Source organism: Rhodobacter sp. P1_C2, assembly GCF_056406375.1.
Genome location: NZ_JBFUAG010000013.1, coordinates 86116 through 108943, shown reverse-complemented (window position 1 = coordinate 108943; position 22828 = coordinate 86116). Strand labels below are relative to the sequence as shown.

Annotated in this window: 17 protein-coding genes and 1 tRNA gene; 15 read left to right on the top strand and 3 right to left on the bottom strand. The window is 65.7% G+C overall.

The window, feature by feature from the left end:
* Position 1 precedes the first annotated feature (1 nt).
* The 11 genes from AC1DZT_RS20210 (at position 2) to AC1DZT_RS20160 (ending at position 16095) form a co-directional block, all read left to right on the top strand.
* Positions 2-1246 carry a hypothetical protein gene (locus tag AC1DZT_RS20210; protein WP_478008448.1) on the top strand — a complete coding sequence of 415 codons (1245 nt, stop codon included), beginning with the start codon at positions 2-4 and terminating at the stop codon, positions 1244-1246.
* Positions 1247-1314: 68 nt separating this feature from the next.
* Positions 1315-3072, top strand: coding sequence for a type VI secretion system contractile sheath domain-containing protein (locus AC1DZT_RS20205; RefSeq protein WP_478008447.1), 1758 nt, complete (start codon positions 1315-1317; stop codon positions 3070-3072).
* Between the two features lie 253 nt (positions 3073-3325).
* On the top strand, positions 3326-5407 hold the full coding sequence (locus tag AC1DZT_RS20200; protein WP_478008446.1) for a type VI secretion system Vgr family protein: 2082 nt from the start codon (positions 3326-3328) through the stop codon (positions 5405-5407).
* 11 nt (positions 5408-5418) lie between these two features.
* The gene (locus tag AC1DZT_RS20195) at positions 5419-6021 is read left to right on the top strand and encodes a DUF6931 family protein (protein ID WP_478008445.1); all 603 of its coding nucleotides are present in this window, start codon (positions 5419-5421) and stop codon (positions 6019-6021) included.
* A 2-nt stretch (positions 6022-6023) separates the two neighbouring features.
* The gene (locus AC1DZT_RS20190) at positions 6024-6320 is read left to right on the top strand and encodes a PAAR domain-containing protein (protein WP_478008444.1); all 297 of its coding nucleotides are present in this window, start codon (positions 6024-6026) and stop codon (positions 6318-6320) included.
* Positions 6321-6327: 7 nt separating this feature from the next.
* Positions 6328-8247, top strand: coding sequence for a type VI secretion system-associated FHA domain protein TagH (gene tagH, locus AC1DZT_RS20185; protein WP_478008443.1), 1920 nt, complete (start codon positions 6328-6330; stop codon positions 8245-8247).
* 48 nt (positions 8248-8295) lie between these two features.
* Positions 8296-9636, top strand: coding sequence for a type VI secretion system baseplate subunit TssK (tssK, locus tag AC1DZT_RS20180; RefSeq protein WP_478008442.1), 1341 nt, complete (start codon positions 8296-8298; stop codon positions 9634-9636).
* 19 nt (positions 9637-9655) lie between these two features.
* Positions 9656-11095 carry a type IVB secretion system protein IcmH/DotU gene (icmH, locus tag AC1DZT_RS20175; protein WP_478008441.1) on the top strand — a complete coding sequence of 480 codons (1440 nt, stop codon included), beginning with the start codon at positions 9656-9658 and terminating at the stop codon, positions 11093-11095.
* A 1-nt stretch (position 11096) separates the two neighbouring features.
* Positions 11097-14705 (top strand): type VI secretion system membrane subunit TssM, encoded by a 3609-nt coding sequence (gene tssM, locus AC1DZT_RS20170; RefSeq protein WP_478008440.1) that lies wholly within the window; start codon positions 11097-11099, stop codon positions 14703-14705.
* Positions 14705-15382 (top strand): type VI secretion system-associated protein TagF, encoded by a 678-nt coding sequence (gene tagF, locus AC1DZT_RS20165; protein WP_478008439.1) that lies wholly within the window; start codon positions 14705-14707, stop codon positions 15380-15382. Before tssM ends, tagF begins: the two co-directional genes overlap by 1 nt.
* Positions 15379-16095, top strand: coding sequence for a PP2C family protein-serine/threonine phosphatase (locus tag AC1DZT_RS20160; protein WP_478008438.1), 717 nt, complete (start codon positions 15379-15381; stop codon positions 16093-16095). Before tagF ends, AC1DZT_RS20160 begins: the two co-directional genes overlap by 4 nt.
* A gap of 244 nt (positions 16096-16339) precedes the next feature.
* On the opposite strand, the gene AC1DZT_RS20155 is transcribed toward AC1DZT_RS20160, so the two are convergent.
* Entirely contained in the window at positions 16340-18547 is a 2208-nt protein-coding gene (locus AC1DZT_RS20155; RefSeq protein WP_478008437.1) for a serine/threonine protein kinase, read from the bottom strand.
* A gap of 104 nt (positions 18548-18651) precedes the next feature.
* Entirely contained in the window at positions 18652-19224 is a 573-nt protein-coding gene (locus AC1DZT_RS20150) for an OmpA family protein (RefSeq protein ID WP_478008436.1), read from the bottom strand.
* Positions 19225-19495: 271 nt separating this feature from the next.
* Here AC1DZT_RS20150 and AC1DZT_RS20145 point away from each other — a divergent pair, with 271 nt between their 5' ends.
* Together AC1DZT_RS20145 and AC1DZT_RS20140 are read left to right on the top strand one after the other, a co-directional pair.
* Positions 19496-20353 (top strand): M15 family metallopeptidase, encoded by an 858-nt coding sequence (locus tag AC1DZT_RS20145; protein ID WP_478008435.1) that lies wholly within the window; start codon positions 19496-19498, stop codon positions 20351-20353.
* A complete protein-coding gene (locus AC1DZT_RS20140) occupies positions 20329-20934 on the top strand; it encodes a YdeI/OmpD-associated family protein (RefSeq protein WP_478008434.1) in 606 nt (201 codons plus the stop codon). The genes AC1DZT_RS20145 and AC1DZT_RS20140 overlap by 25 nt, the downstream gene beginning before the upstream one ends.
* Before the next feature lie 20 nt (positions 20935-20954).
* Here the strand turns inward: AC1DZT_RS20140 and AC1DZT_RS20135 are convergent.
* Positions 20955-21030, bottom strand: a tRNA-Ile gene (locus AC1DZT_RS20135).
* 120 nt (positions 21031-21150) lie between these two features.
* On the opposite strand from AC1DZT_RS20135, the gene purM reads away from it, so the two are divergent.
* Positions 21151-22197, top strand: a complete 1047-nt coding sequence (purM, locus tag AC1DZT_RS20130; RefSeq protein ID WP_478008433.1) for a phosphoribosylformylglycinamidine cyclo-ligase — start codon at positions 21151-21153, stop codon at positions 22195-22197.
* Positions 22194-22811, top strand: a complete 618-nt coding sequence (gene purN, locus AC1DZT_RS20125; RefSeq protein ID WP_478008432.1) for a phosphoribosylglycinamide formyltransferase — start codon at positions 22194-22196, stop codon at positions 22809-22811. The genes purM and purN overlap by 4 nt, the downstream gene beginning before the upstream one ends.
* Positions 22812-22828: the final 17 nt, after the last annotated feature.

Genomic DNA, 22828 nt, shown 5'->3' with positions numbered 1-22828 from the left:
CGTGGCCAAATATACAGTGATGGACTTCAAGAATGTCGCCGTATCGGCGGCAGGGCTGACGGTGGTCAAGCCACCCCAGCTCAGCTTCAAGGTCGAATTCGATCTGCCGAAAGATATCGAGAAAGAGGCGGCCAAGGACCCGCTGTTGCAGCAGGAGTTCAAGGACGCCTCGCGCAAGATCCTCGATTCCACGGTCGACATGATCGAGAAGAAGCTGAAGATCTTCGACAAGCTCTTTGAAGGCATGATCGCCAAGGGCGTCAACGACAAGGACATGGAAAAGCAGATCAAGGGCCTGAATGACGCGGTCAAGAACGACATGAGTGTCGCGACCGTCATGGCCAAGGATGCCGTCATGGCTGCCTGGGACGATCTCTGCGCCAAGAAGAAAGAGTGGAAGAAGTTCAAGATCAAGGTCGGGGCCACGATTTTCGCCACGATCGTCGGCCTTGCCGTTTCGATTGCCGCCATGGCCACCTCGCCTTGGTCGGGTGGGGCAGGGGCGGCTTTCGCCATCATCGGCTTCATCAAGGCGGGGTCGGTGCTGGCCCAGGAAATCGCCAAGCTTGCCATGGACATCGACCAGGCGCGCAAGGTGCTGGAGGCCAATCTCAAGGTGGTCGAGGCGGCGGTCAACAAGCCGGCGCTGAATGCGGTCAACGAGATCACTGCGGCGGTGTTCCAGGAATTCCTCGGCGCCTCGCAGCCCTCGGTCAAGACCTGCTCCACGGCCTGCGACACGCTGAAGGCCAAATATGCCAAGATGGTCGTCGATGTGCATGGCCTGTCCAAGAAGGTGCAGGCGGCGATCGACGGTCAGGCCAAGCTGAAGAAGGATTTCCTCGCCGAAGCCGCCAAGAAGCTGAAGGACCACCCGGTCAAGGACAAGGCCGGGCAGCTGAAAAAGCTCGAGACCAATTTCAACGCCGAAATGGACAAGATCGGCGACAAGATCATGTCCAACATCGGCAAGATTCACGAGCTTTACAAATCGATCCAGGACTGGGCGCCGAGCGTGTCGAGCCTGTCCAAGCGCGTCAAGGAACTGGAGATCAAGGACCCCAAGGCGCTCAAGATCTTCCGCGAGGCGCTGAAGGCCTGCATGCTGGTCACCTCGATCTTCGACGGCAATCAGGTGGCCGACAAGGTCAAGGACATCGGCATGGGCATCGTCACGGCTGGCGGTCTTTATGTCTATGACAAGATTGCACAAAAGTCGCTGGACGGCACCGTGTTCGACGTCTGACCCCTTGGGCCGGGCGGCGCTGTCCGCCCGGCCTCTGCCCTGCCTGCGAAACTGGAAAGGATGCCCTGATGGCCAAACATGCGGAAATGTCGATGGAATTGAACTTCGGCACCCTGGGCGGCGCCCCCCTGGCCGCCGCCAAGCCGCAGCGGTTCCGCATTGCGCTGATGGGCGATTTCTCGGGCCGTGCCGCGCGGGGCGAGGTCGAGATCGGCGAGGATCTGGCCAAGCGCCGCCCGATCAAGCTGGATGTCGACACGCTGGAAAAGGTGATCAAGGGCTTTGCCACCGACCTGATCCTGCCGATCGGCAAGAAGGGCGCCGGGATCGAGGTGGCGCTGGCCTCGGTCGACGACCTGCATCCCGACGAGCTTTTCGGCAAGGTCGAGATGTTCGAGGAACTGGTGGCGCTGAAGCGCCGCCTTGCCACCGGATCGACCGCCAAGGGGGCGGTGACCGAGTTGCGCGAATGGGGCAAGGAGTTCGGCCGCAAGGTCAACCCGCCGGCGCGCAAATCGGCCGGCAATGCGGTGCCCTCGGACCGCAAGCTTTCGGATTTCGCCAAGCTGGTCGGCGGCAAGGGCCGCGTCAAGGCCAAGGCCAGCCCCGCCGAGGACCTGCTGCAACGCCTCGTCGGGCCTTTCGTGCAGTCCTTGCCCGACCCCAATGCCGCCGCGATGCAGGAAGCGGTCGAGGAAAGCCTGGCCGAGGCGATGCGTCTGGTCCTGCACCATCCCGAATTCCAGTCGGTCGAGGCGCAGTGGCGGATGCTCGACCTGATCACCCGCAGCGTGGAGACCGACCAGAAGCTTGACATCGTGCTTTACGACATTTCGGCCGAGGAACTGGCGGCGGATCTGGCCGCGCAGGAAGATCTGGCGGAATCGGGTTTCTGCCAGCTTCTGGTCGAAAGCACGCCGGACGGGCGCGGGCCTTTCTCGGCCGTCTGCGGGCTTTACACCTTCGAGGAAACCCCGCCCCATGCCGAGCTGATGGGGCGCATCGCCAAGGTCGCGGCCCATGTCCGCGCGCCCTTCTTTGCGGCGATCACGCCCACTTTCCTCGACACCGCCCCGCAGGACCGCCACCCCTTGGTGGCCGAGGCTTGGGACAGCCTGCGCGCCATGCCCGAGGCGGGCTACATCGGCCTCGTCAGCCCGCGCTTCCTGCTGCGCCGGCCCTATGGTGCCAAGACCGACCCGATCTATGAGTTCGATTTCGAAGAGTTCACCGAGACCGAGGGCCTGTCCGGCATGCTCTGGGCCAATCCGGTGGCGCTGGTCACCATCCTTCTGGCGCGCAGCTTCCGCAAGAACGGGCCGGGCCTCGGCCTCGGCTCTGTCATGTCGCTGGGGGGCATGCCCTTCCACTATGTCAAGGACCGCTACGGCGACCAGGTGGCCTTGCCCTGCACCGAGCGCAACCTGACCCAGGCCAAGACCCAAGCCACCATCGCGCGCGGCTATATGCCGGTGATCTCGGTCAAGGGGCGCGACGAGGTGCGGCTCGGCTCCTTCCAGGCGCTGAACGGCGAGACGGTGCTTGGTTTTTGGGCCGATGTGCCACCGCCCAAGCCCAAGGCCGCCGCAGCGGCGGAGGCCGAGGAGGAAGAGGCCAGCGCCGACACTTCGGCAGAGGACAGCAGTTCAGATGACAGCGGGTCGGATGACAGCAGCTCGGGTGACGCCGATCTTGACGCGCTGCTGGCGGGCTTTGGCGCCGATTTCGGCTCTTCGGATTCGGACAGCGACGACAGCTCGGCGGAGGAGTCCGCCGGCGAAGAGGAGATGGATGCCGATCTTGCGGCGCTGCTGGCCAGCTTGTGAGCGGCGACGCCTTTGCCCCTGATCCGCTTGCGGATCGGGGCAGGCAGAGGGTTGGATTGACGGAAGACGGACTTGGCCGGATGGTATTTGGACGAAGCGTGACAATCGATGCGCAATTCCGCGCGCAAGGGTGCAGGCGACAGCGTTACGGTGTATGACGATGGCGCAGACCCTGCGGTGCAAGCCCCGGACTTTTGGGGAAAACGTCGCAGGCCTGAACAGAGGTTGAGATATTATGCCCGATATTCGACAGATGGATAACCTGTTCATAACGCTCAGCGGCGATGGCGCCGCCGGGCTCATCTGCATCGGCGCCCGCATCCGCGAGCGGTTCTCGACGATTTCCGAGCTGAGGATGGAGTTCGTCTCCAAGGACACCAATTTCGACCCCCGCACCATCCTTGGCAAAAGGATCACCGTCAGCACTCTGCAGGGGTTCAAATTCTCCTCCATCGTGGTGTCGGTCGAAGAGCTGGGCCTGCAATCGGGCGGCGATGTCTTTGCCGCCGAACTCAGGCCCTGGCTCTGGCTGACCACGATCGGCGAGGACAACCGGGTGTTCCAGGGCAAGACCACGCCCGAGATCATCAAGGCGGTCTTCGACGAGCTGGGCTTTTCCGATTTCAAGGACAAGCTGTCCGGCACCTACGAGGCGCGCGAATATTGCGTGCAGTATGGCGAAAGCAACTTCGACTTCATCAGCCGGTTGATGGAGGAGGACGGGATCTACTACTACTTCTCTCATGCCGACAGCGTCGAGACGATGGTGCTGGCCGATGCGGTCACGGCGCATGACGACAAGGGCGACATCAAGTTCACCGTCTCGAACATCTCTGCCGCCAAGCGCGCCGATGCCGACACGATCTATGAATGGGCCGAGGCGGGCAAGGTCGTCTCGGGCAAGGTTTCGCTCTGGGATTACGACTTCACCCTGCCCAATTCGAACCTGCTGGCCACCTCGACCGTGCCCTCGGGCAGCCACAGCCACAACAAGATGGAACGCTACAACTCCGGCGGCCATTACAAGACCGCCGAGAAGGGCGAAAGCTTCCACGCCCGCCACATCGCCGACGCCAATGCCGCCGAAAGCACGCGGGCGACGGGCCTGTGCAACAATGTCCTGGTGCTGACCGGGGCCAAGTTCACCCTGAAATACCCCGACCGCAAGGAGGCCGAGGGCAGCTATCTGGTGGTCGGTGCCACGCATTACCTGCGCTTTGACGATGGCGCCGCGGGCACCGAATTGCAGCGCCTGAACCGCGGGGTGGAGCGGATCGACTATCCCGACCAGATGGCGCTTTACGAGACCGAGTTCGAGGTGATGCCCTCCTCCGCCCAGTTCCGCCCGATCAAGACCGTACCCTGGCCGGAAGTGCCGAGCCTTCTGACCGCGCTCGTCACCGGCCCGGCGGGGGAAGAGATCCACACCGACACCTATGGCCGCATCAAGGTGCAGTTTCCCTGGGACCGACAGGGCAAGAAAGACGACAAGACCTCGTGCTGGGTGCGTTCGGTGATGCCCTGGACCGGCAAGGACTATGGCTTCATCGCGGTGCCGCGGATCGGGATGGAGGTGATCGTCCAGTTCGAACGCGGCAACATCGACCGGCCGATCTGCACCGGCATGGTCTATAACGGCGTCAACAAGCCGCCCTATGCGCTGCCCGGCGAGATGAACAAGATCAGCCTGCGCACCAATTCCACCAAGGGCGGCGGCGGCTATCACGAACTGACCTTCGACGACACCAAGGGCAGCGAGAACATCCTGTTCCAGTCGGAAAAGGACTACAAGCAGATCATCAAGAACAATGCCGAAATCACCATCGGCATGGAAAAGAAAGACCCCGGCAACCTCACCCAGACCATCTACAAGAACAAGACCGAGACGGTGAAGACCGGCGATGTGAAGCTGACCGTCGAAAGCGGCAGCCGGATCACCAATATCAAGACCGACGAGACCACGACGATCACCGGGAAATCCACCCATACGATCACCGGCGACACGTCGGTGGAGATCAAGCAGGGCAACTTCTCGGAAAAGATCGCGATGGGCAACATGTCCACCGAAGTGTCGATGGGCAACCAGAGCACCGCGGTCAAGCTGGGCAATATCGCGATCAAGGCCGACCTCGGCAAGATCGAGATCGAGGCCATGCAGTCGATCGAGCTGAAGGTTGGTCAAAGCTCCATCAAAATTGATCAGATGGGCGTGACGATCGGGGGTATGATGTTCAAGCTCGATGCCACGTTGATGGCGGAAATCAAGAGCTTGTTGACCACCGTAAAAGCAGATGCCGTGTTGACGCTCAAGGGCGGCATCACGATGATCAACTGAGGACATGGAAAATGACTGATCGTTATTCCGACCTCGTCAAGCTGATCAAACAGCCTGCCGCCCGGCTTTTGGCCAATGCCAATGCCGAGCTTGAGACTGTGCTTGCCGCGCCGGCCTCGGCCTCGGTCGAGGTGGTGCTGCGCGAGCTGGACCAGAAGGGCGCGCTGATCGACATCATGCGGCTTTTGTCCATCGCGCTGCCCGCGCGTGAGCGGGTCTGGTGGTCCTGCCTCGCCGCGCGCGACCTGCTGGCGCCGGGCGACAAGGTGCCGCAATCGCTGGCCGCGGCCGAGGCCTGGGTCTTCAAGCCGACTGAGGAGAACCGCGCCGTGGCCCACCATGCCGTCCAGCACGCCAGCATGAAGGACGACACCAAGCATTGCGCCATGGCCGTGCAGTTTCACGATGGCACCCTCGGGCCGGGCGATCTGGCCCAGCATCCCGCCCCGCCCGGCGGGTCGGAGGTTTCGGCCTTTGCGATGAACATCGTGGCCATCGCCAAATCCGGCAAGATGCTGGACGAGGCGGCGGGGCTGATGATCGCCCGGGCGCTCGACATCGCGCGCGGCGGCTCGGGCCGGGTCGAGCCCGCGATGAGCCAGGAAGGAGCCTGACCATGCCCCCCGCCGCCCGCATCACCGACATGCATGTCTGCCCGATGGTCACCCCCGCCGTGCCGCCGATCCCCCATGTCGGCGGGCCGATCGTGATGGGATGTGTCACCGTGCTGACCGGGATGCTGCCACAGGCGCAGGTCGGCAACATGTGCGTCTGCGTCGGGCCGCCGGATACCATTGCGCTTGGCTCCTTTACCGTGTTGGTGGGCTCGATGCCCGCCGCCCGGATGGGCGACATGACGGCGCATGGCGGTTCGATCGTGCTCGGCCTGCCCACCGTGATCATCGGAGGTTAAGGGGTTCATGGCTGTCACCTTGCGGTTTCAATCTTCGGGCGCGGTGCCGGGCGACGGCAGCCCCATCGTCATGCGCGGGCCGAGCCTGACCATCGGGCGCGGGCCGGAGAATGACGTGGTCCTGCCCGATCCCGACCGGATGATCTCGAAAACCCATTGCGTGGTCGAAAACCACAATGGCAGCGTGGTGGTGGTGGATTTCTCGACCAACGGCACCTTTCTGAACTATGGCAAGATCGCCCTTGGCCGCACCGCCACCCCGATCAATGACGGCGATGTGCTGATCATGGGGCCTTACGAGCTGGTGGTGCAGATCTCGTCCGGCGCCAATCCCTATGCCGAGCCTCTGGCCCCGCTGGCCGACGAACGCGCGTCTTTCGGCAATGCGCGGGCGGCGCCCGACCCCTACAAGCTGCTGGATGATGCCGCGCCGGGCGGGGATTTCCTCGACAGCCTGCTGGGGTCCTCCAAGCCGACCGGGCCGGGCCAGTTCCGCAAGGAACAGGAATTTGTCGAGCTTCTGCCGCCGCTTGGCGATGACGGACCCCTGCTTGGCCCCGCGCCCGAGATGCCGACCGGTCCTGCGATGCGCGACCATTCGGCGGCGATTTCGGACAGTTTCCTGCCGGCCCAGGCGGCGGCCAGCAAATCGGTGATCCCGGATGACTGGGACGACCTTCTGGCCCCCACGCCGGCCCCGAAGCCGCGTCCGCAAAGCCCGCTCGGCGCGGGTGAGGATCTCTACAGCCACGGTCCGAAGCCCGCACTGCCCGAAGATGACGATTTCCTCGGCCTCGGCCCGGTGACGCCCCCCGCTGCGGCCCCTGCGCCGGAGATTCCGGTGCAATCCCCGCCCGAGGCCCCGCCCGCGCCGCCGCCAGAGGCGCCTCCCGCAGCGCCGCCGGAAATCCCCGCCGAAGAGCCGCCGCAGGCGCCGACCGAGACGCCGCCGAGCGCGCAGCTGCCCGACGATCTGGACATCTTCGCCGACCTCGGCCCGATCACCCCGCCCGCCGGTGCAGCACCTCAGGCCATGCCCGCAGCGGCGGTGGACCCCTTTGCCACGCAACTGCCCCCCGGCGCGCCGCCAGCGGCGGCCGCGACCGCGCCTGCGGCCCCCTTCGATCCTTTCGCGACCGACCCCAACCGCCCCTCGCGCAGCACCTCGGTGCCGGCGGCCTCGGCGGTGCTGACGCCGGATCTGACCCCGGCGCCGGAAGCGGTGGCCGCGCTCGTCGCGGCCGCCCCGATTGCTGCACCCGTCGCACCTCCGGTCGCGCCGCCTGTTACCCCGCCCGTCGCCCCCTCTGCCATGGGCCCGGTCACCGGCACCGATGCCGCCCGCGCCTTCCTTCATGCCGTGGGCGCCGATGATCTGCGGATCAGCGACGCCGAACTGCCCGACACGATGGCCCGCCTTGGCCGCACGCTCAAATCCATGATCACCGGTCTGCGCGAGATCCTGATGACGCGGACCTCGATCAAATCCGAGTTCCGGATCGAGCAGACCATGGTCAATGTCGGCGGAAACAACCCGTTGAAATTCTCGATCTCGCCCGAACAGGCGGTGGAGGCGATGGTCAAGCCGACCGTGCGTGGCTACCTGCCGGCCGAGGACGCGGCGCTTCAGGCGCTGGAAGATATCAAGGCGCATGAAATCGCGATGGTGACGGGCATGGAAGCCGCGCTGAAAGGTGTCTTGCGCAAGCTTGACCCCGCCGTGCTGACCACCAAGATCGAGGCCAAGGGCGGGCTCGGCGGGTTTCTCAAGAACCGCAAGGCGCAGTTCTGGGAAACCTATGAGACCATGTATGCTGAAATAAGTGATCAGGCCGAAAACGACTTCCACGAGCTTTTTGCCAAGGAATTCGCCCAGGCCTACCGGGCGCAACTCGCCCGGCTCAAGGAAGCCAAGACCCGGAGCTGAGGCTTCGGGAAAGCTGCGGCCAGAACCGCAGGAAGAAGGGAGACGCCATTGTCCTGGGACAGCAAGGTATTGTGGACGGAGGGGCTGTTCTTGCAGCCGCACCATTTCCAGCAGGCCGACCGTTACACCGAGGCGCTGATCGCAGGATTGGCCCGGCGGATCACCCCCTATGCCTGGGGCGTCTCTTCGCTGGAACTGGACGATGCCGCGCTCAAGGTCGGGCAGGTCGCGCTGAAATCGGTGACGGGTCTGACGCAGGATGGCGCGGTCTTCCGGGTGCCCCAGGCCGAGGATCATCCCCCCGCGCTGGAAGTGCCGCCGAACATCAAGGATTGCGTCGTCCTGCTGACCGTGCCGCAGCGCCGGCAGGGGTCGCAAGAGGTCGACCTGACCGGGGCGGAACTGTCTGCCAGCCGCCTGCGCCCGGCCGAGGTCGAGGTGACCGATACCATGTCGCTCGACCGCAAGGCCGTGACGCTTGGCGTGGGCAAGATGCGCCTGCAATTCGCACTGGCGGTCGATGATCTTGCCGACAAGCTGGCCATCCCGATCGCCCGCATCATCGAAGTGCGCCCTGACCGCGAGGTCGTGCTCGACACCGCCTTCATCCCCTCCTGCACCGATGTGCGGGCGGCCTTTCCCCTGGCGTCTTTCCTGCGGGAACTGGAGGGGCTGTTGAACCACCGCGTCACCGCGCTGGCCGGGCGCCTGTCAGATGGTGGGGCCACGCGGGGTGCGGCGGAAATTCAGGATTTCCTGCTGCTCATGGTCTGCAACCGGGTCCTGCCGCTGATCAAGCATCTCGGCACCATCGAAAACGTCCATCCGGCAGAGTTCTTTGCCGAAGGGGTGAAGCTGGCCGGTGAACTTGCCACCTTCATGGCCACCGACAAGCGCGCGCCGGAGATTCCGGCCTATCGCCACGACGACCTGACCCGCAGCTTCGCGCCCTTGATCCGGGTGCTGCGGCAGTACCTGTCTTCGGTGCTGGAACAGACCGCCGTCTCGATCCCGCTGGAGCCGCGCAAATACGGCATCTCGGTCGGTCTCATCGCCGACCGCAAGCTTTTGTCCACCGCGGGTTTCGTGCTGGCGGTCAAGGCCGATATCCCGGACGAAACCGTGCGCCGCCACTTCGCGGGCCAGGTCAAGATCGGCCCGGTCGAGGAGATCCGCCAGCTGGTGAACTCGGCCCTGCCGGGGATCGGGCTGCGCCCGCTGCCCGTGGCGCCGCGCCAGATCCCCTATCACGCCGGGGTGGTCTATTTCCAGCTGGAGGAGGCAAGCCCCTATTGGGCCAAGATGACCACCTCGGGCGGGATCGCGGTACATGTGTCCGGGGATTACCCCGGGCTCTCGATGGAACTTTGGGCCATTCGCCAAAGCTGAAGGCACTCGGGAGGATCTTATGTCGAACAATGACCCCTTTGCCGAGCCCGACGACAACGAGCGCACGGTAATCCGCCCCAATCCGGGCGGCAAACGCAGCACGACGCCGCTCGCAGCGCCGCCGCAGCAAAGCTATGGCCAGCAGAATTACGGCCAGCAGACCTATGGCACCGCGACGCCGGGGCAGGCGGCGCAACCGTCGCAGGCGATGGGCGTGCCCGCGCAGGCCGCCCCACGCGGGGCCTCGGATGCCAATGCGATTGCGATGACCGGGGTCAACCAGTTGGTGGCGATCGCAACGCCGCTCTTCTCGCTGGTCAGCCGGATCCGCAACCGCGCCCAGCACATGGACCCCGAAAAGCTGCGCCAGTCGGTGATGGCCGAGGTCCGCGCCTTCGAGAACGCCGCGCTGAAGGCGGGCGAGGATGCGCAGAAGGTCAAGGTCGCCCGCTATGCCCTTTGCGCGACGCTGGACGATGTGGTCCTGAACACGCCCTGGGGCGAGCAAAGCTCCTGGGCGATGCAGTCGATGGTCGGCACCTTCCACCGCGAGACGGTGGGCGGCGACCGCTTCTTCGACCTGCTGGCAAGGCTGGAACAGGACCCCGGCGCCAATATCGACCTGCTGGAATTCCTTTACATGTGCCTGTCGCTTGGCTTCGAAGGCCGGCTTAGGGTCGAAAACGGCGGGCAGGACCGGCATTTGCAGATCCGCAACGCGCTGGCCCGGATCATCCGGGGGCAGAGGGGTGAGTTCGAGCGCGACCTCTCGCCGCGCTGGAAGGGGGTCGTGCGGCCCTACAAGGTGCTCTCGGCGTGGAAACCGGTCTGGATCGCGGTGGGCGCCACGGCGGCCTTGCTGGCGCTGACCTTCGGCGGGTTCAGCTATCTTCTGAACCAGCGCAGCGGCGCGGTTCTGGCCGAAATCTCCTCCATCGATTCCGGGACGCCGCCGACCCTGCTGCGCCGCGCCCCGCCGCCCCCCCCGCCGCCGCAGCCCAAGGAGGATGTCGACAAGCTGGCGCAGCTGTCCTCGTTCCTCGCGCCGGAAATCAAGCAGGGCGTCGTCACCGTGCTGACCCAGGGCAATACGGTGGACATCCGCCTGTCCGGCTCGGCCATGTTCGCCTCGGGTTCGGACCAGCTGAGCAAGAATTACACCGCCATCGTCGGCCGCGTGGCCGAGGCCCTGAAGACCGAGAAGGGCCATATCGTCGTGGCCGGCTATTCCGACAGCTCCAAGGTCGGCGGCGGGCGGTTCAAGAGCAACGAGGAACTGTCACAGGCCAGGGCCGAGGCCGTGATGCGGATGATCGCCCCCGTGGTCGGCGACCCCTCGCGGATCATCGCCGAGGGCCATGGCGAAAAAGACCCGATTGGCGACAACAAGACCAAGGAAGGCCGCGCTGCCAACCGCCGGATCGAAATCCTGGTGGTGAAGAGCGGGGAGGGCAACTGACATGAAATTCCTGAGGGCCCTGGGCCGCTTTCTGATCTCCATCTGGTTCATCCTGCCGATGGTGACGCTGATCCTGTCGATCTGCGTCTGGTTCTTCTCGCCCTATATCGGCACCGACGCCTTCCGCCCCTTTGACGAACCCTTCGGGCGCTGGATGTTCATCCTGGTGCTGTGGGTGCTGTGCGCCATCACGCTCTTCATCGTCTGGCTGGTCCGCAAGTTCGAGGAAAAGGCCGTCGAAGAGGATATCGTCAAGGGGGTCGAGGAGAAGACGCCCGAGAACGAGGTCGTCTCGGAGGAACTCGGCGAATTGCGCGACAAGATGCGCCGTGCGATTGCCAAGCTGAAGAAGTCCAAGGGCGGGCGGCGCAGCCTTTACGAGCTGCCGTGGTATGTGATGATCGGCCCGCCGGGTGCGGGCAAGACCACGGCCATCGTCAACTCCGGCCTGCAGTTTCCTCTGGCGGACGAGTTCGGCAAGGAGGCCATCGGCGGCGTGGGTGGTACGCGCAACTGCGACTGGTGGTTCACCGATGACGCGGTGCTGATCGACACGGCGGGCCGTTACACCACGCAGGAATCCGATGCCGAGGCGGACAATGCCGCCTGGCTCGGCTTCCTCAACCTGTTGAAAAAGCACCGCATCCGCCAGCCGATCAATGGGGCCATGATCGCGATCAGCCTGTCTGACCTGTCGATGCAGGATGAGGTCACGCAAAAGGGCCATGCCCGCGCCGTCAAGCGCCGTCTGGCGGAGCTGCGCGAGAAGCTGGGGGTGCGCTTCCCGGTCTATGTGCTGTTCACCAAGGCCGACATGATCGCCGGCTTCACCGAATATTTCGACAACCTCGGCAAGGAAGAGCGCGAGCAGGTCTGGGGCTTTACCCTGCCGCTGCCCAAGGGCAAATCCGAAGCTTCGCCCATCTCGGCCTTCGACACCGAGTTTTCGGCCCTGATCACCCAGCTCAACGCCCAGCTGATCGACCGGATGCAATCGGAGACCGACCACCAGCGCCGCAGCCTGATCGCCGGTTTTCCGGCCCAGGTCGCCTCGGTGCGCGGGGTGGCGAGCGCCTTCCTGTCCGAGGTCTTTTCGGAAAACCGCTATGACGACCGCCAGATGCTGCGCGGGGTCTATTTCACCTCCGGTACGCAAGAGGGCACGCCGATCGACCGTCTGATGATGGGCATGGCGCGGACCTTCGGCATCGGCCGTCAGGCGCTTGGCACCGGGCGCGGCACCGGGCGCAGCTTCTTCCTGACGCGGCTGTTCAACGAGGTGCTCTTCCCCGAGGCGGGCCTCGTCTCCGCCGACGACAAGGTGGAGCGGCGTTATCGCTGGATGAAACGCGGGGCGATTGCCCTGACGGCGCTGGTCGCGGTCAGCATGGGCCTTCTCTGGGGGCGCAGCTATTCGGGCAACCTCGGGCTCTTGGCCGGGGTCGAAAGTTCGGTCACCGCCTATCAGGCGGCGGCGGCCAATGTGCCGGGCAACCCGATTGCCGACAGCGACGCCTCGATCGCGGTGCCGGCGCTGAACATCCTGCGCGCCCTGCCGGTTAATCCGATTCCGCCGACGGTGGACCCGGCGGCGGCCAGCCCCTTCGCGCCGGAATACAAGCTGACCTGGGGGCTTTACCAGGGCAGCGGCCTGGCCAACCAGACCGGCATCAGCTACCGAGCCGCGCTCAACACAATCTTCCTGCCGCGGCTTCTGTTGCGGATGGAACAGACGATGCAAAGCAACATCAACAGCCCGGAAGTGCTGTATGATGCGCTGAAGGTCTATCTGATGCTGGGCCTGCAGGGGCCGATGAACGCCGATCAGGTCCGCAGCTTCCTGTCCGCCGACTGGCAGCTGGCCTATCCCGGGACCGAGAACGACGCCCTGCGCGCGGACCTCATGTTCCACCTCAACGCGCTGATCAGCCAGCCGATGCAGGAGGTCGCGCTGAACGGCCCGCTCGTCGAACAGGTGCAGGGCATCCTCGCCCAGATGCCCATCGCGCAACGGGTCTATAACGGCATCATCCACTCTGCCGCCGCCGAGGAACTGCCGGCCTTCCGGCTGAGCGAGATCGGCGGGCCCAACCTCGAGAAGGCCTTCACCCGCACCTCGGGCAAGCCGATGAATGCCGGGATCGAGGGGATCTTCACCTTTGACGGCTTCAACAAGGTCTTCAAGGATCAGGCGCTTGGCGTGGCCGAGAACATCCAGAAGGACAGCTGGGTCCTTGGCCCCAAGGTCAAGACCGACCAGTCGCCGCTGGCGCTGGCCGCGATCACCCGCGACGTGCTGGACCTTTATTACAACGACTATATCGCGCGGTATGACGGAATCCTGGGCGATATCGATGTGGTGCCGCTCTCCAGCCTGAAACAGGCGGTGGAGGTGACCAATATCCTGTCGGGTCCGACCTCGCCCATCGTCAACATCCTCAACGCGGTGGACAAGGAAACCCAGCTGAACTTCACCAGCGCGCCAATCGACACCGGGACGCTGGCGACCGAGTCCGGCAATACCGTCGGCAAGGACATCATCGAAGGCTCGGTCTCGGTCCGCGGACGTCTGTTGCTCGCGGCGCTGAAATCGGCGGCCGAGGCGGCAGGGCAACCGCCGCCGAAGCCGCCGGGCGCCTATGTCGAGGAGCGCTTCGCCTGGCTGCACCAGCTGGTGCTGCGCCCCGAAGGCCAGCCCTCGCAGCTTGACAACCTGATGGCCTCGCTGACCCAGGTGTACCAGGACATGAATAAGATCGCCTTCCGCGGCGCCTCGGCCGACCCCAATGCCGGGGCGGATTCGCTGGCCGCCCTGCAACAGGCGGCGCAGCAGGTGCAGGGGCCGCTGGCCCGCTGGGCAAGCCAGATCACCACCGGCGGCGCGGGCATCACCGCCGAGGGCACGCGGGCCGCGCTCAACCAGGCCTGGACGGCCAATGTGCTGCCCTTCTGCACCCAGGCCACGGCGAAATCCTATCCCTTCGTGCGCTCGGCTGCGGCGGATATGGGGATGGGCGATTTCGCCAAGCTCTTCGGGCCGGGGGGGCTGATCGACAGTTTCATGACCACCAATGTCAAGGACATGATCGACACGACGAAGAAGCCCTGGACCTGGAAACAGGTGCATGGCGCCGACCTCGGCATCTCGCCCGCGGTTCTGGCCCAGTTGCAGGCCGCGACCGAGATCAAGGAGGCCTTCTTCGCCACCGGCGCCACCCCGGCGGTGCCCTTCCAGATCACGCCGGTGGCGCTCGACCCCAATGCGACCAAGGTGCAGCTGATCGTCGACGGCCAGCAGGTGAACTTCGCCCAGAACGCGGGCCAGCCCCTGCCCACGGCGATCACCTGGCCCGGTTCGGTCGGCGTGGCGCAGGTGGTCTTCGAACCGGCGCTGCAGGGCGCCGAAAGCGGCGTGCGGAAGGACGGGCCCTGGGGCTGGTTCCGCCTGCTGGATTCGGCCGAGGTCCGTTCGACCAATGCGCCGGACCGGCGGCGGATCATCTTCAACATCGGCGGCCGCATCGCGATCTTCGAGATGCAGACCAGTTCGGTCGTCAACGCCTTCGCGCTGCCGGCGATGAAGACCTTCTCCTGTCCGACGTCGTTTTGATGGGAGCATTTGGCGCCTTTGGCAAGATGCCGGCCCTGGGCGACTTCTTCCGCCTCGAGGCGGCGTCGGAAGTCGTCACCCCCTGGGACGCCTGGGTCCAGCGCATCCTTCTGGCCGCCCGCGCCACCCTGGGCGCAAGGTTCGAGGGCTGCTACATGTCCGCCCCGATCTGGCGCTTTGCGCTGGCGCCGTCGGTCGCGGGCGGGCAGGGGGTGCTGGGGGTGATCATGCCCTCGGTCGACCGGGTCGGGCGGCAGTTCCCCCTGACGCTCTTTGCCCAGACCGGCGGGCGGGACCAGGCGCCCCTGCGCAACCTGATGTGGCAGCATGACGTGCTGGAGGCGCTGGAGGCGCTGGCGCTCGACTGTCTCGACGATGCCATGACGCGCGAGGCCCTGCAGGCGCGGCTCGCCGGCCTTGCCCTGCGCCCGATGGGCGAGCCCTCCAGCATCGGCACCTTCGGGCGGGCGCTGGTCCTGTCGGGCCCGATCCCCGAGGCGCTCTGCGCCGATCTGGCGCTGGATCTGGCCGGAGGCGAGATGCACCGCGCCTCGGCCTGGATGACCGGGATCGAGGGCGCCGCGCGGCTGATCCTGACCGCGGGCCTGCCCGAACCTGACGTGGCGCATTTTCTCTTTGACCTGGGCGACATCTCCCAAACCGGAGCCGGACGATGACTGCAGGGACCATCCGTTTCAATGCCCGCACCCATGTGGGCCGTGTGCGCAAACATAACGAGGATTCGATCCTGGTCCTGCCGGATCAGCAGATCTGGGTGGTCTCCGATGGCATGGGCGGCCATGAGGGCGGCGATTATGCCAGCCGCGTGGTGGTCGATGCCGTGGCCCTGCTGCCGCCCGACCTCCCCGCGACCGAGAAGCTCGGCGCGATCCGCCGCGCTTTGCAGGAGGCCCATGCCACCATCCTGGCCGAGGCCGAGCGCCGCAATGCCGTGATGGGGGCGACCGTGGTGGCACTCGTGCTGGCCGATGGCCATTTCGGCGCGCTCTGGGCCGGTGACAGCCGGCTTTACCGGTTGCGCGACGGCAAGATGGATCTCTTGACCACCGACCACTCCCTCGTGGCGGCGCTGGTGGAATCCGGCCAGCTCTCCTGGGACGAGGCCGGCAGCCATCCCCAGTCCAACGCCATCACCCGCGCCGTGGGGGTGGGCGACGATCTGGAGCTTGACAAGATCCGCGGCGACGCCCTGCCGGGCGACCGCTTCCTGCTCTGCTCCGATGGCCTGAACAAATACGCCGGCATCGCCGAACTCGGCAACGCGATCCGCAATGCGCCCCTGGAGGTGGTGACCGACAGCCTGGTGCAGATGGCGCTGGACCGCGGCGGGGCCGACAATGTCTCGGTCATCGTCGTCGACGTGACCTGACCCGCACCGCTTCCGCCCGGCCGAGGAAGCGGGGGTTTCACACCCCCCACTTCGCCATGTCTTCGCCCTTCGGGCACATGGCTCGTACCCGTGGGATATTTATAGACCAATGAAAGAGGAAGAAGGGGGAGCCGCTTTGCCCTTCATCCAGAGAAAAATATCCGCGGGAGGGTCTGGGAGGGCAGCCAGCCCTCCCAGCCGGGGCCGCCGCGCGCCCCCCGGGCCGGTGCAAAGCCCCGGGGTGTTATTTCGCGATGCTGGTCAGGATTCGGCTGTTCAGCGACAGGATCTGCAGGGTGCCGGCATCGACCTCGGCCTTCAGCGCATCGGCAAAGCCGCCGACCGATTCCGTCGTCGGGCGCAGTTCGGGGAAGAGCGGCTTTTCGGAATGGATCACCTCGACCTTCGACTTGCCGAGTGTCGTCGCATCGACGGTGAAGGCGATGTGGGACGGGTCCTTGTTGTCCGACAAAGGATAGGCGATGCGGACCTTGACCGGCCCGGTGGCGCCATTGCGCAGCGCCGCCACCGAATTTTCCTTGCGGTTGAGGTTCGGCAGCAGGTGATAGACATTGCCCGACACATCGATGATCGCGACCGAGACATAGCCATCGGTCACATCCGCCGGGATCACGAGGTCGATCACCGGATTTTCGCCGACGAAATAGCGCCCCGAAGGGTTGTCGTCGCTGGAATCGCCATAGCCGAAATCGAAGGTGAAATTGCCCTCATGCGCCGTGGGCAGGGTCGTCTCGATCTGGCAGAGCGCGGGGTTCAGGAGTTCGATCTTCAAATCCACCTTGCGCCCCGGCGCCAGGGCCGAGACCGCATCGAAGAGCTGCACCTGGTTTTCCGGCCGGGCCAGCCGCCCGCTGACCGCGATCGTGTCGCCCTTGCCATAGCCCACCGCCGGCGGATCGACGAGGCTGAGCGGCCCGCAATCCGCCTCCTGGGTCAGCACCGGCGTCAGATCGCCCGCGGTCAGGAACTGCGGCACCTTGGCCGCGACCTCGATCGTCGCCGTGCCTTTCAGCGTGCCGGGCAGGGTGCCGATCGCCGCCATGACGCTGCTTTTCACCGCATCCTCGGTCGTCGTCCCGGTCACTGCCGCTTCATTGCCGGTCACGGCCACGCGCCAGCTGTCGACCTTGTCGAGCGCCTTGACCACCTGCATCACATCCGCGCCCCAGGTCGGCCCGATCGCGCCACTGGCGACGGTCAGATCGGTCGTGCCGCCAAGCGCCGCCATCGCCTGCTGCAGCTGCGCCGAAACCTCGGCAGAGGGCACGTCGCCCACCGCGCGGGGCGCGCCCTCGGCCGGGCGTTCGATGATCAGCGCATAGGGGTCGGCGACCGGCAGCGCCGGGGCCGAGACCCCGTTGAGCGCGCCCGAGAACCAGAGCCCGGCACCGCCGCCCAGAGCCAGCAGCACGACAAGCCCGATCCAGACCCCGGCGCCGGACTTCTTCTCGGCCTTGGCCTTGGGTTCGGGTGCTTTTGGCGGCGCGGCCTCGGTCTTGGGCGGGGTGGCATAGGGATTGGCGGGGGCGGCGCCGGATGCGGGCGCGGCGCTTGCCGCCGCGCGCGGCACGACGACGGTGCGGTCATCCATGCCACCGGCGGTCGGCATCCCGTGGTCGATCGCGCGCAAAAGCTCGTCCGCCGACTGGAAGCGCTTGGCCGGGTCGGGATGCGACATCTTGTCGATCAGGCTTTTCAAGGGCTCGGGCACGCCGGAGGTGTCCAGCGGGTTCTGCTTGTTGCGCACCACCTCCATCGGGTTAGCCCCGGGATCGGGGCGCTTGCCGCGGAAGGTCGCCAGCAGAAGGGCGCCGAGCGAATAGAGGTCCGAGCGCGTGTCGGTCTGGCCGGCCAGCTGTTCGGGGGCGGCATAGGCATATTTGCCGGCAAATTCATTGCCGACGATGGTCTGGGCGCCGGGATTGGCATCCTTGGCGATGCCGAAGTCGATGATCACCGCCTGATCGGGCTTGCCGCCCTTCAGGATGATATTGTCGGGGGACAGATCGCGGTGGATGATCCGGCGGTCATGCGCCACCTTCAGCCCGTCGGCCACGCGGCGGCAGACCTTGACCAGATCGGCCGCCGGTATCCCGCCGCCCTTCAGGAGCGAATCCAGCCCCGGCCCGTCGACATAATCCATCACCAGATAGACGAGGCCCTCCGGCGTGCGGTGGTTCTCGGAATAGCGGACCACGGCGTCATGGCGGATCTCGCGGATCTCTTCCTCGCGCCGCATCAGGGTCAGGAAGGCCTCGTCGCCGGCAAATTCCGACTTCAGGACCTTGATGGCGACAAAGCGCCCCGAGATGTCGTTGCGCGCCTTGTAGACCTCCGACGTGCCGCCACGCCCGAGGATCGTGTCGATCCGGTAGGTGCTGTTGAGAAGATAGCCCGGCTGGAAAATATCGCTCGGTTTTGACTCAGCCATGCCGTCCCTCTGCCTTGCCGCCCGGGCTGTGGTGGCCCGGGCCCGTGGTGATGGTGATGAGCGCCCCGTTCAGGCCGGTCCCGTTCACGTTGGCCTGCGCAGGCTCAGCTGCCGACCTGGAATTCGACCCGGCGGTTGACCTCAGCCTTGGGGTCCTTGGGATCGACGGGGAAAGCCTCGCCCACGCCCTCGGCCACCAGCTTGTCGGCCGGGATGCCGCAATCGTCGACGAGGTGGCGTTTCACCTCTTCGGCGCGCAGGGTCGAAAGCTTCTGGTTGTAGCTGTCCTTGCCCGAGCTGTCGGTGTGGCCGATGATCTTGAACTGCGGGATGTCCGAGGCCTTGATCACGTCGCAGAGGGTGGAAAGCTTGCTCATCTCGCCCTCGCCCAGGGCGGCGCTGTCGAAGGCGAAGTTGATCTGGATATTGACCTGCGCGTTGGGGTCCATCGCGACATAGGTCGTGTTGTCGGGCAGGGTGGCGGTGGTCGGATCGCCGGCCGCGGGGGCCGTCCCGTCCGAGGGGGCAATGACCAGACCGCGGGTCATCTGGGCCTTGAACTTGGCGGCCAGCTGTTCGGCGGTCAGGGTGCTGTCATCCTGAGCGAAAGCCGCGCCCGTGCTGCCGGCCAGCAGCCCCAGTGCCACGGCACCCGCAAAGTGAAAACCGTATTTCATGGCGTTCCTTTCGCAATTCGATGTGATTGCAATGGCGTGACTTTAGTGCAGCTTTGTTCACTTCACAACGACTTTGGCCGCCCTTCAGGCCGGGGCAGGGCAGGGTTTCGGGCCCAAGCCACCGCCCCGCCCGACGCGCCCCATAGACCGTGCGATCAGGCTTGCCTTCCGGGCCCTTTGCCGCATTATCTGCGCAGCCTGGGGCGGTTTCGCGCCTTGGCTCAAGACAGACCTCGGCCCGACGTTCCGACCTTGCCCTCCATGGTGACCCTTGCGCCTTCTGCCCGCCATCCTGCTTTCCGTCTCGGTCCTGATCGCTGCCATGATCGTGGTGTCGATCCCCCTGTTCTTTCCCGCCCATCCGGTCGCCAGCGGCGGCGGGGCGGTCGACAACTCGGCCCGGATCGACATCGAGCTGTTGCACGGCGATCTCGACGGGCTGAAGGAAGTGGTCAACCAGCTGCGCGATCAGGTCGATTCGCTGGAAGACCGGGTGAACAAGATCGAGGTCGGCACCGCCGCCCCCGACGCCTCGGGCAATGCGCTGCAGATCGTGACGCCGGATGGCGAGAACACGATTGCCGGCAATTATGCCCAGGTGGTTCTGGTCGCCGACCGGCGCAACCTCAACAAGGGCCTGACCGTGCCGACGCCCAGTTTCATGATCGACAAGTTCGGCCCGCCGCGCGACGACCTCTCCGACCAGTGCCAGCCGATGACCAACCCGCGCCTCTCGACCCTCTTGGAGGATGCCACCGTCGGCCCGGTCAAGGTCAAGATGCTGAAACCCGCCATCGACTCGCTGCAGGTGATCTTCGACAAGATCAAGCGCGCCGACCCCGATCTTTACGCCCGCATCAACACCGCAGGCTCGCTCTGCGTCCGCTATATCCGCGGGTCGACGACCAATGTCTCCAACCACTCCTTCGGCACGGCGGTCGACCTCAACATCGACGGCGTGCTGGACACGCTGGGCGACGGGCGCACCCAGTTGGGCCTGACCATCATGTCGGATTTCTTCAACGCCGATGGCTGGGTCTGGGGGGCGGCCTATGGCCGCGAGGATTCGATGCACTTTGAAGTCAGCGAGGAAAAGATCAACGAATGGATCGCAGCCGGGAAGATCTGACCGACGCCCGGGTGGAGGCGTTTCTGGCCCGTCCCGGCGAGTGGCGGGCCGAGATGGCGGTGCTGCGCCCGCTGCTGCTGGACAGTGGCCTGGTCGAGGCGCTGAAATGGGGCCAGCCCTGCTATATCCACCAGGGCGCAAATCTGGCGATCATGGGCGGCTTCAAATCCGGCCTGCGTCTGACCTTCTTTCAGGGCGCGCTGTTGCAGGACAAGGCGGGCCTGTTGATCAGCCCCGGCGAAAACTCCCGCGCCGCGCGCTATCTGAATTTCACCACGCCCGAGGACATCACCGCAGCGACCCCCCTCATCCGCGCCTATCTGGACGAGGCCAAGGGCCTGCTGGACCAAGGCCAGAAGATCGACCTCGCCGCCGATCCCGAACCCTCCGCCCCGCCCGAACTTGACACCGCCTTCGCAGAGGACCCAGCCTTGAAAGCGGCCTTCCTCGCCCTGACCCCGGGGCGGCGGCGCTACTGGCTGATCCATTTCGCCGAAGCCAAGCAATCCGCCACCCGGGCCAGCCGGATCGCCAAGGCCCGCGACAAGATCCTCGCCGGCAAGGGGATGAACGAGGCCTGAGACCTCGGCACGGGGCAGGGTGGTAGGCCCGGAGGGACTCGAACCCCCAACCAAGGCGTTATGAGCGCCCTGCTCTAACCATTGAGCTACAGGCCCGCGCGGGCGGAGCCACCTTGGGCCTGATTAGGCCAAGGCGGGCGGCGGGGTCAAGCGCGGTTGCGGGCGGGCCTCCGATGCTTTATGGGGGCGGCAAATCCGAGATGGCGGGAGATGTGAATGGCTACGGGGCATAACGGTCTGACCTATGCGGATGCGGGCGTCGACATCGACGCGGGCAATGCACTCGTGGAGCGGATCAAGCCCGCTGCCAAGCGCACCAACCGGTCGGGCACCATGGGCGGCCTCGGCGGCTTTGGCGCCTTGTTTGACCTCAAGGCCGCGGGCTACAATGACCCGATCCTGGTGGCCGCCACCGACGGCGTCGGCACCAAGCTGCGCATCGCCATCGACACCGGCAATGTCGCCACCATCGGCATCGACCTTGTCGCGATGTGCGTGAACGATCTGGTCTGCCAGGGCGCCGAGCCCTTGTTGTTCCTTGATTATTTCGCCACCGGCAAGCTGGAGCTGGAGCAGGCAACTTCGATCATCAACGGCATCGCCCTCGGCTGCGAGAAGTCGGGTTGTGCTCTGGTCGGCGGCGAGACGGCCGAGATGCCGGGCATGTACCACGGCGGCGACTTCGACCTTGCGGGCTTTGCCGTGGGCGCGATGGAGCGGGGCACCGACCTGCCGCGTGGCGTGGCGGAAGGCGATATCCTGATCGGCCTCGCCTCGGACGGCGTCCATTCCAACGGCTATTCCTTCGTGCGCAAGGTGGTGGAGCTGTCCGGCCTCGGCTGGGACGCGGATTCGCCCTTCTCGGAAGGTTCGCTCGGGGCGGCGCTGCTGACCCCGACCCGGCTTTATGTGAAACAGGCGCTGGCCGCGATCCGCTCGGGCGGGGTGCATGGTCTGGCCCATATCACCGGCGGTGGCCTGACCGAGAACCCGCCGCGCGTCCTGCCCGAGGGGCTGGCCTGCGCCATCGACCTGGGTGCCTGGGAGCTGCCGCCGGTGTTCCGCTGGCTCGCCACCACCGCCAACATGGCGCAGTCTGAACTGCTCAAGACCTTCAACTGCGGCATCGGCCTGATCCTGGTGGTCGAGCCCTCGCGCGCCGAAGCGGTCAGCCAGCTTCTGGCCGACATGGGCGAGACCGTGGTGCAGCTGGGCAAGATCGTCCCCGGCGAAGGCGTCATCTATTCGGGCAAGTTTCTGTGACCACGGCCGAAGGCGGCTCTGCCGCCAAACGCGTCGCCATCCTGATCTCCGGGGGCGGCTCCAACATGCTGGCGCTGGTGCGGGACATGGTGGGGGATCACCCCTGCCGCCCGGTTCTGGTGTTTTCCAACAAGCCGGATGCCGCGGGTCTGGCCCGGGCTGCCGAACTGGGCGTGGCGACAGCCAGCGTCGATCACCGCCCCTTCGGCAAGGACCGCGCCGCCTTCGAGGCCGAGATGGCCCGCCATCTGGATGCGGTCCGGCCCGATATCATCGCCTATGCCGGCTTCATGCGCATCCTGACGCCGGAATTCGTCCGTCGCTACGAAGGGCGGATGCTGAACATCCACCCCTCGCTGCTGCCGAAATACCCCGGCCTGCACACCCACCAGCGCGCCCTTGACGCCGGCGATGCCGAGGCGGGCTGCACCGTGCATGAGGTGACAGCCGACCTCGACGCCGGCCCGATCCTTGGCCAGGCGAGGGTGCCGGTCCTGCCGGGCGACACCGAGGCCAGCCTCGCCGCCCGGGTGCTGGTGCAGGAACACCGGCTCTACCCCGCCGTCCTGCGCCGATTTGCGATGGGCGACCGGAGCCGGCTCGATCTGGTTTGAGAAGGCCCGGATCGGAT

What these genes read in the sequence shown, in the direction of transcription:
- icmH (WP_478008441.1), top strand. Translation starts at nt 9,656, where the DNA reads ATGTCGAACAATGACCCCTTTGCCGAGCCCGACGACAACGAGCGCACG.
- AC1DZT_RS20160 (WP_478008438.1), top strand. Translation starts at nt 15,379, where the DNA reads ATGACTGCAGGGACCATCCGTTTCAATGCCCGCACCCATGTGGGCCGT.
- AC1DZT_RS20155 (WP_478008437.1), bottom strand. Translation starts at nt 18,547, where the DNA reads ATGGCTGAGTCAAAACCGAGCGATATTTTCCAGCCGGGCTATCTTCTC.
- AC1DZT_RS20205 (WP_478008447.1), top strand. Translation starts at nt 1,315, where the DNA reads ATGGCCAAACATGCGGAAATGTCGATGGAATTGAACTTCGGCACCCTG.
- AC1DZT_RS20190 (WP_478008444.1), top strand. Translation starts at nt 6,024, where the DNA reads ATGCCCCCCGCCGCCCGCATCACCGACATGCATGTCTGCCCGATGGTC.
- AC1DZT_RS20140 (WP_478008434.1), top strand. Translation starts at nt 20,329, where the DNA reads ATGGATCGCAGCCGGGAAGATCTGACCGACGCCCGGGTGGAGGCGTTT.
- purM (WP_478008433.1), top strand. Translation starts at nt 21,151, where the DNA reads ATGGCTACGGGGCATAACGGTCTGACCTATGCGGATGCGGGCGTCGAC.
- AC1DZT_RS20150 (WP_478008436.1), bottom strand. Translation starts at nt 19,224, where the DNA reads ATGAAATACGGTTTTCACTTTGCGGGTGCCGTGGCACTGGGGCTGCTG.
- tagF (WP_478008439.1), top strand. Translation starts at nt 14,705, where the DNA reads ATGGGAGCATTTGGCGCCTTTGGCAAGATGCCGGCCCTGGGCGACTTC.
- tagH (WP_478008443.1), top strand. Translation starts at nt 6,328, where the DNA reads ATGGCTGTCACCTTGCGGTTTCAATCTTCGGGCGCGGTGCCGGGCGAC.
- AC1DZT_RS20200 (WP_478008446.1), top strand. Translation starts at nt 3,326, where the DNA reads ATGGATAACCTGTTCATAACGCTCAGCGGCGATGGCGCCGCCGGGCTC.
- tssM (WP_478008440.1), top strand. Translation starts at nt 11,097, where the DNA reads ATGAAATTCCTGAGGGCCCTGGGCCGCTTTCTGATCTCCATCTGGTTC.
- AC1DZT_RS20195 (WP_478008445.1), top strand. Translation starts at nt 5,419, where the DNA reads ATGACTGATCGTTATTCCGACCTCGTCAAGCTGATCAAACAGCCTGCC.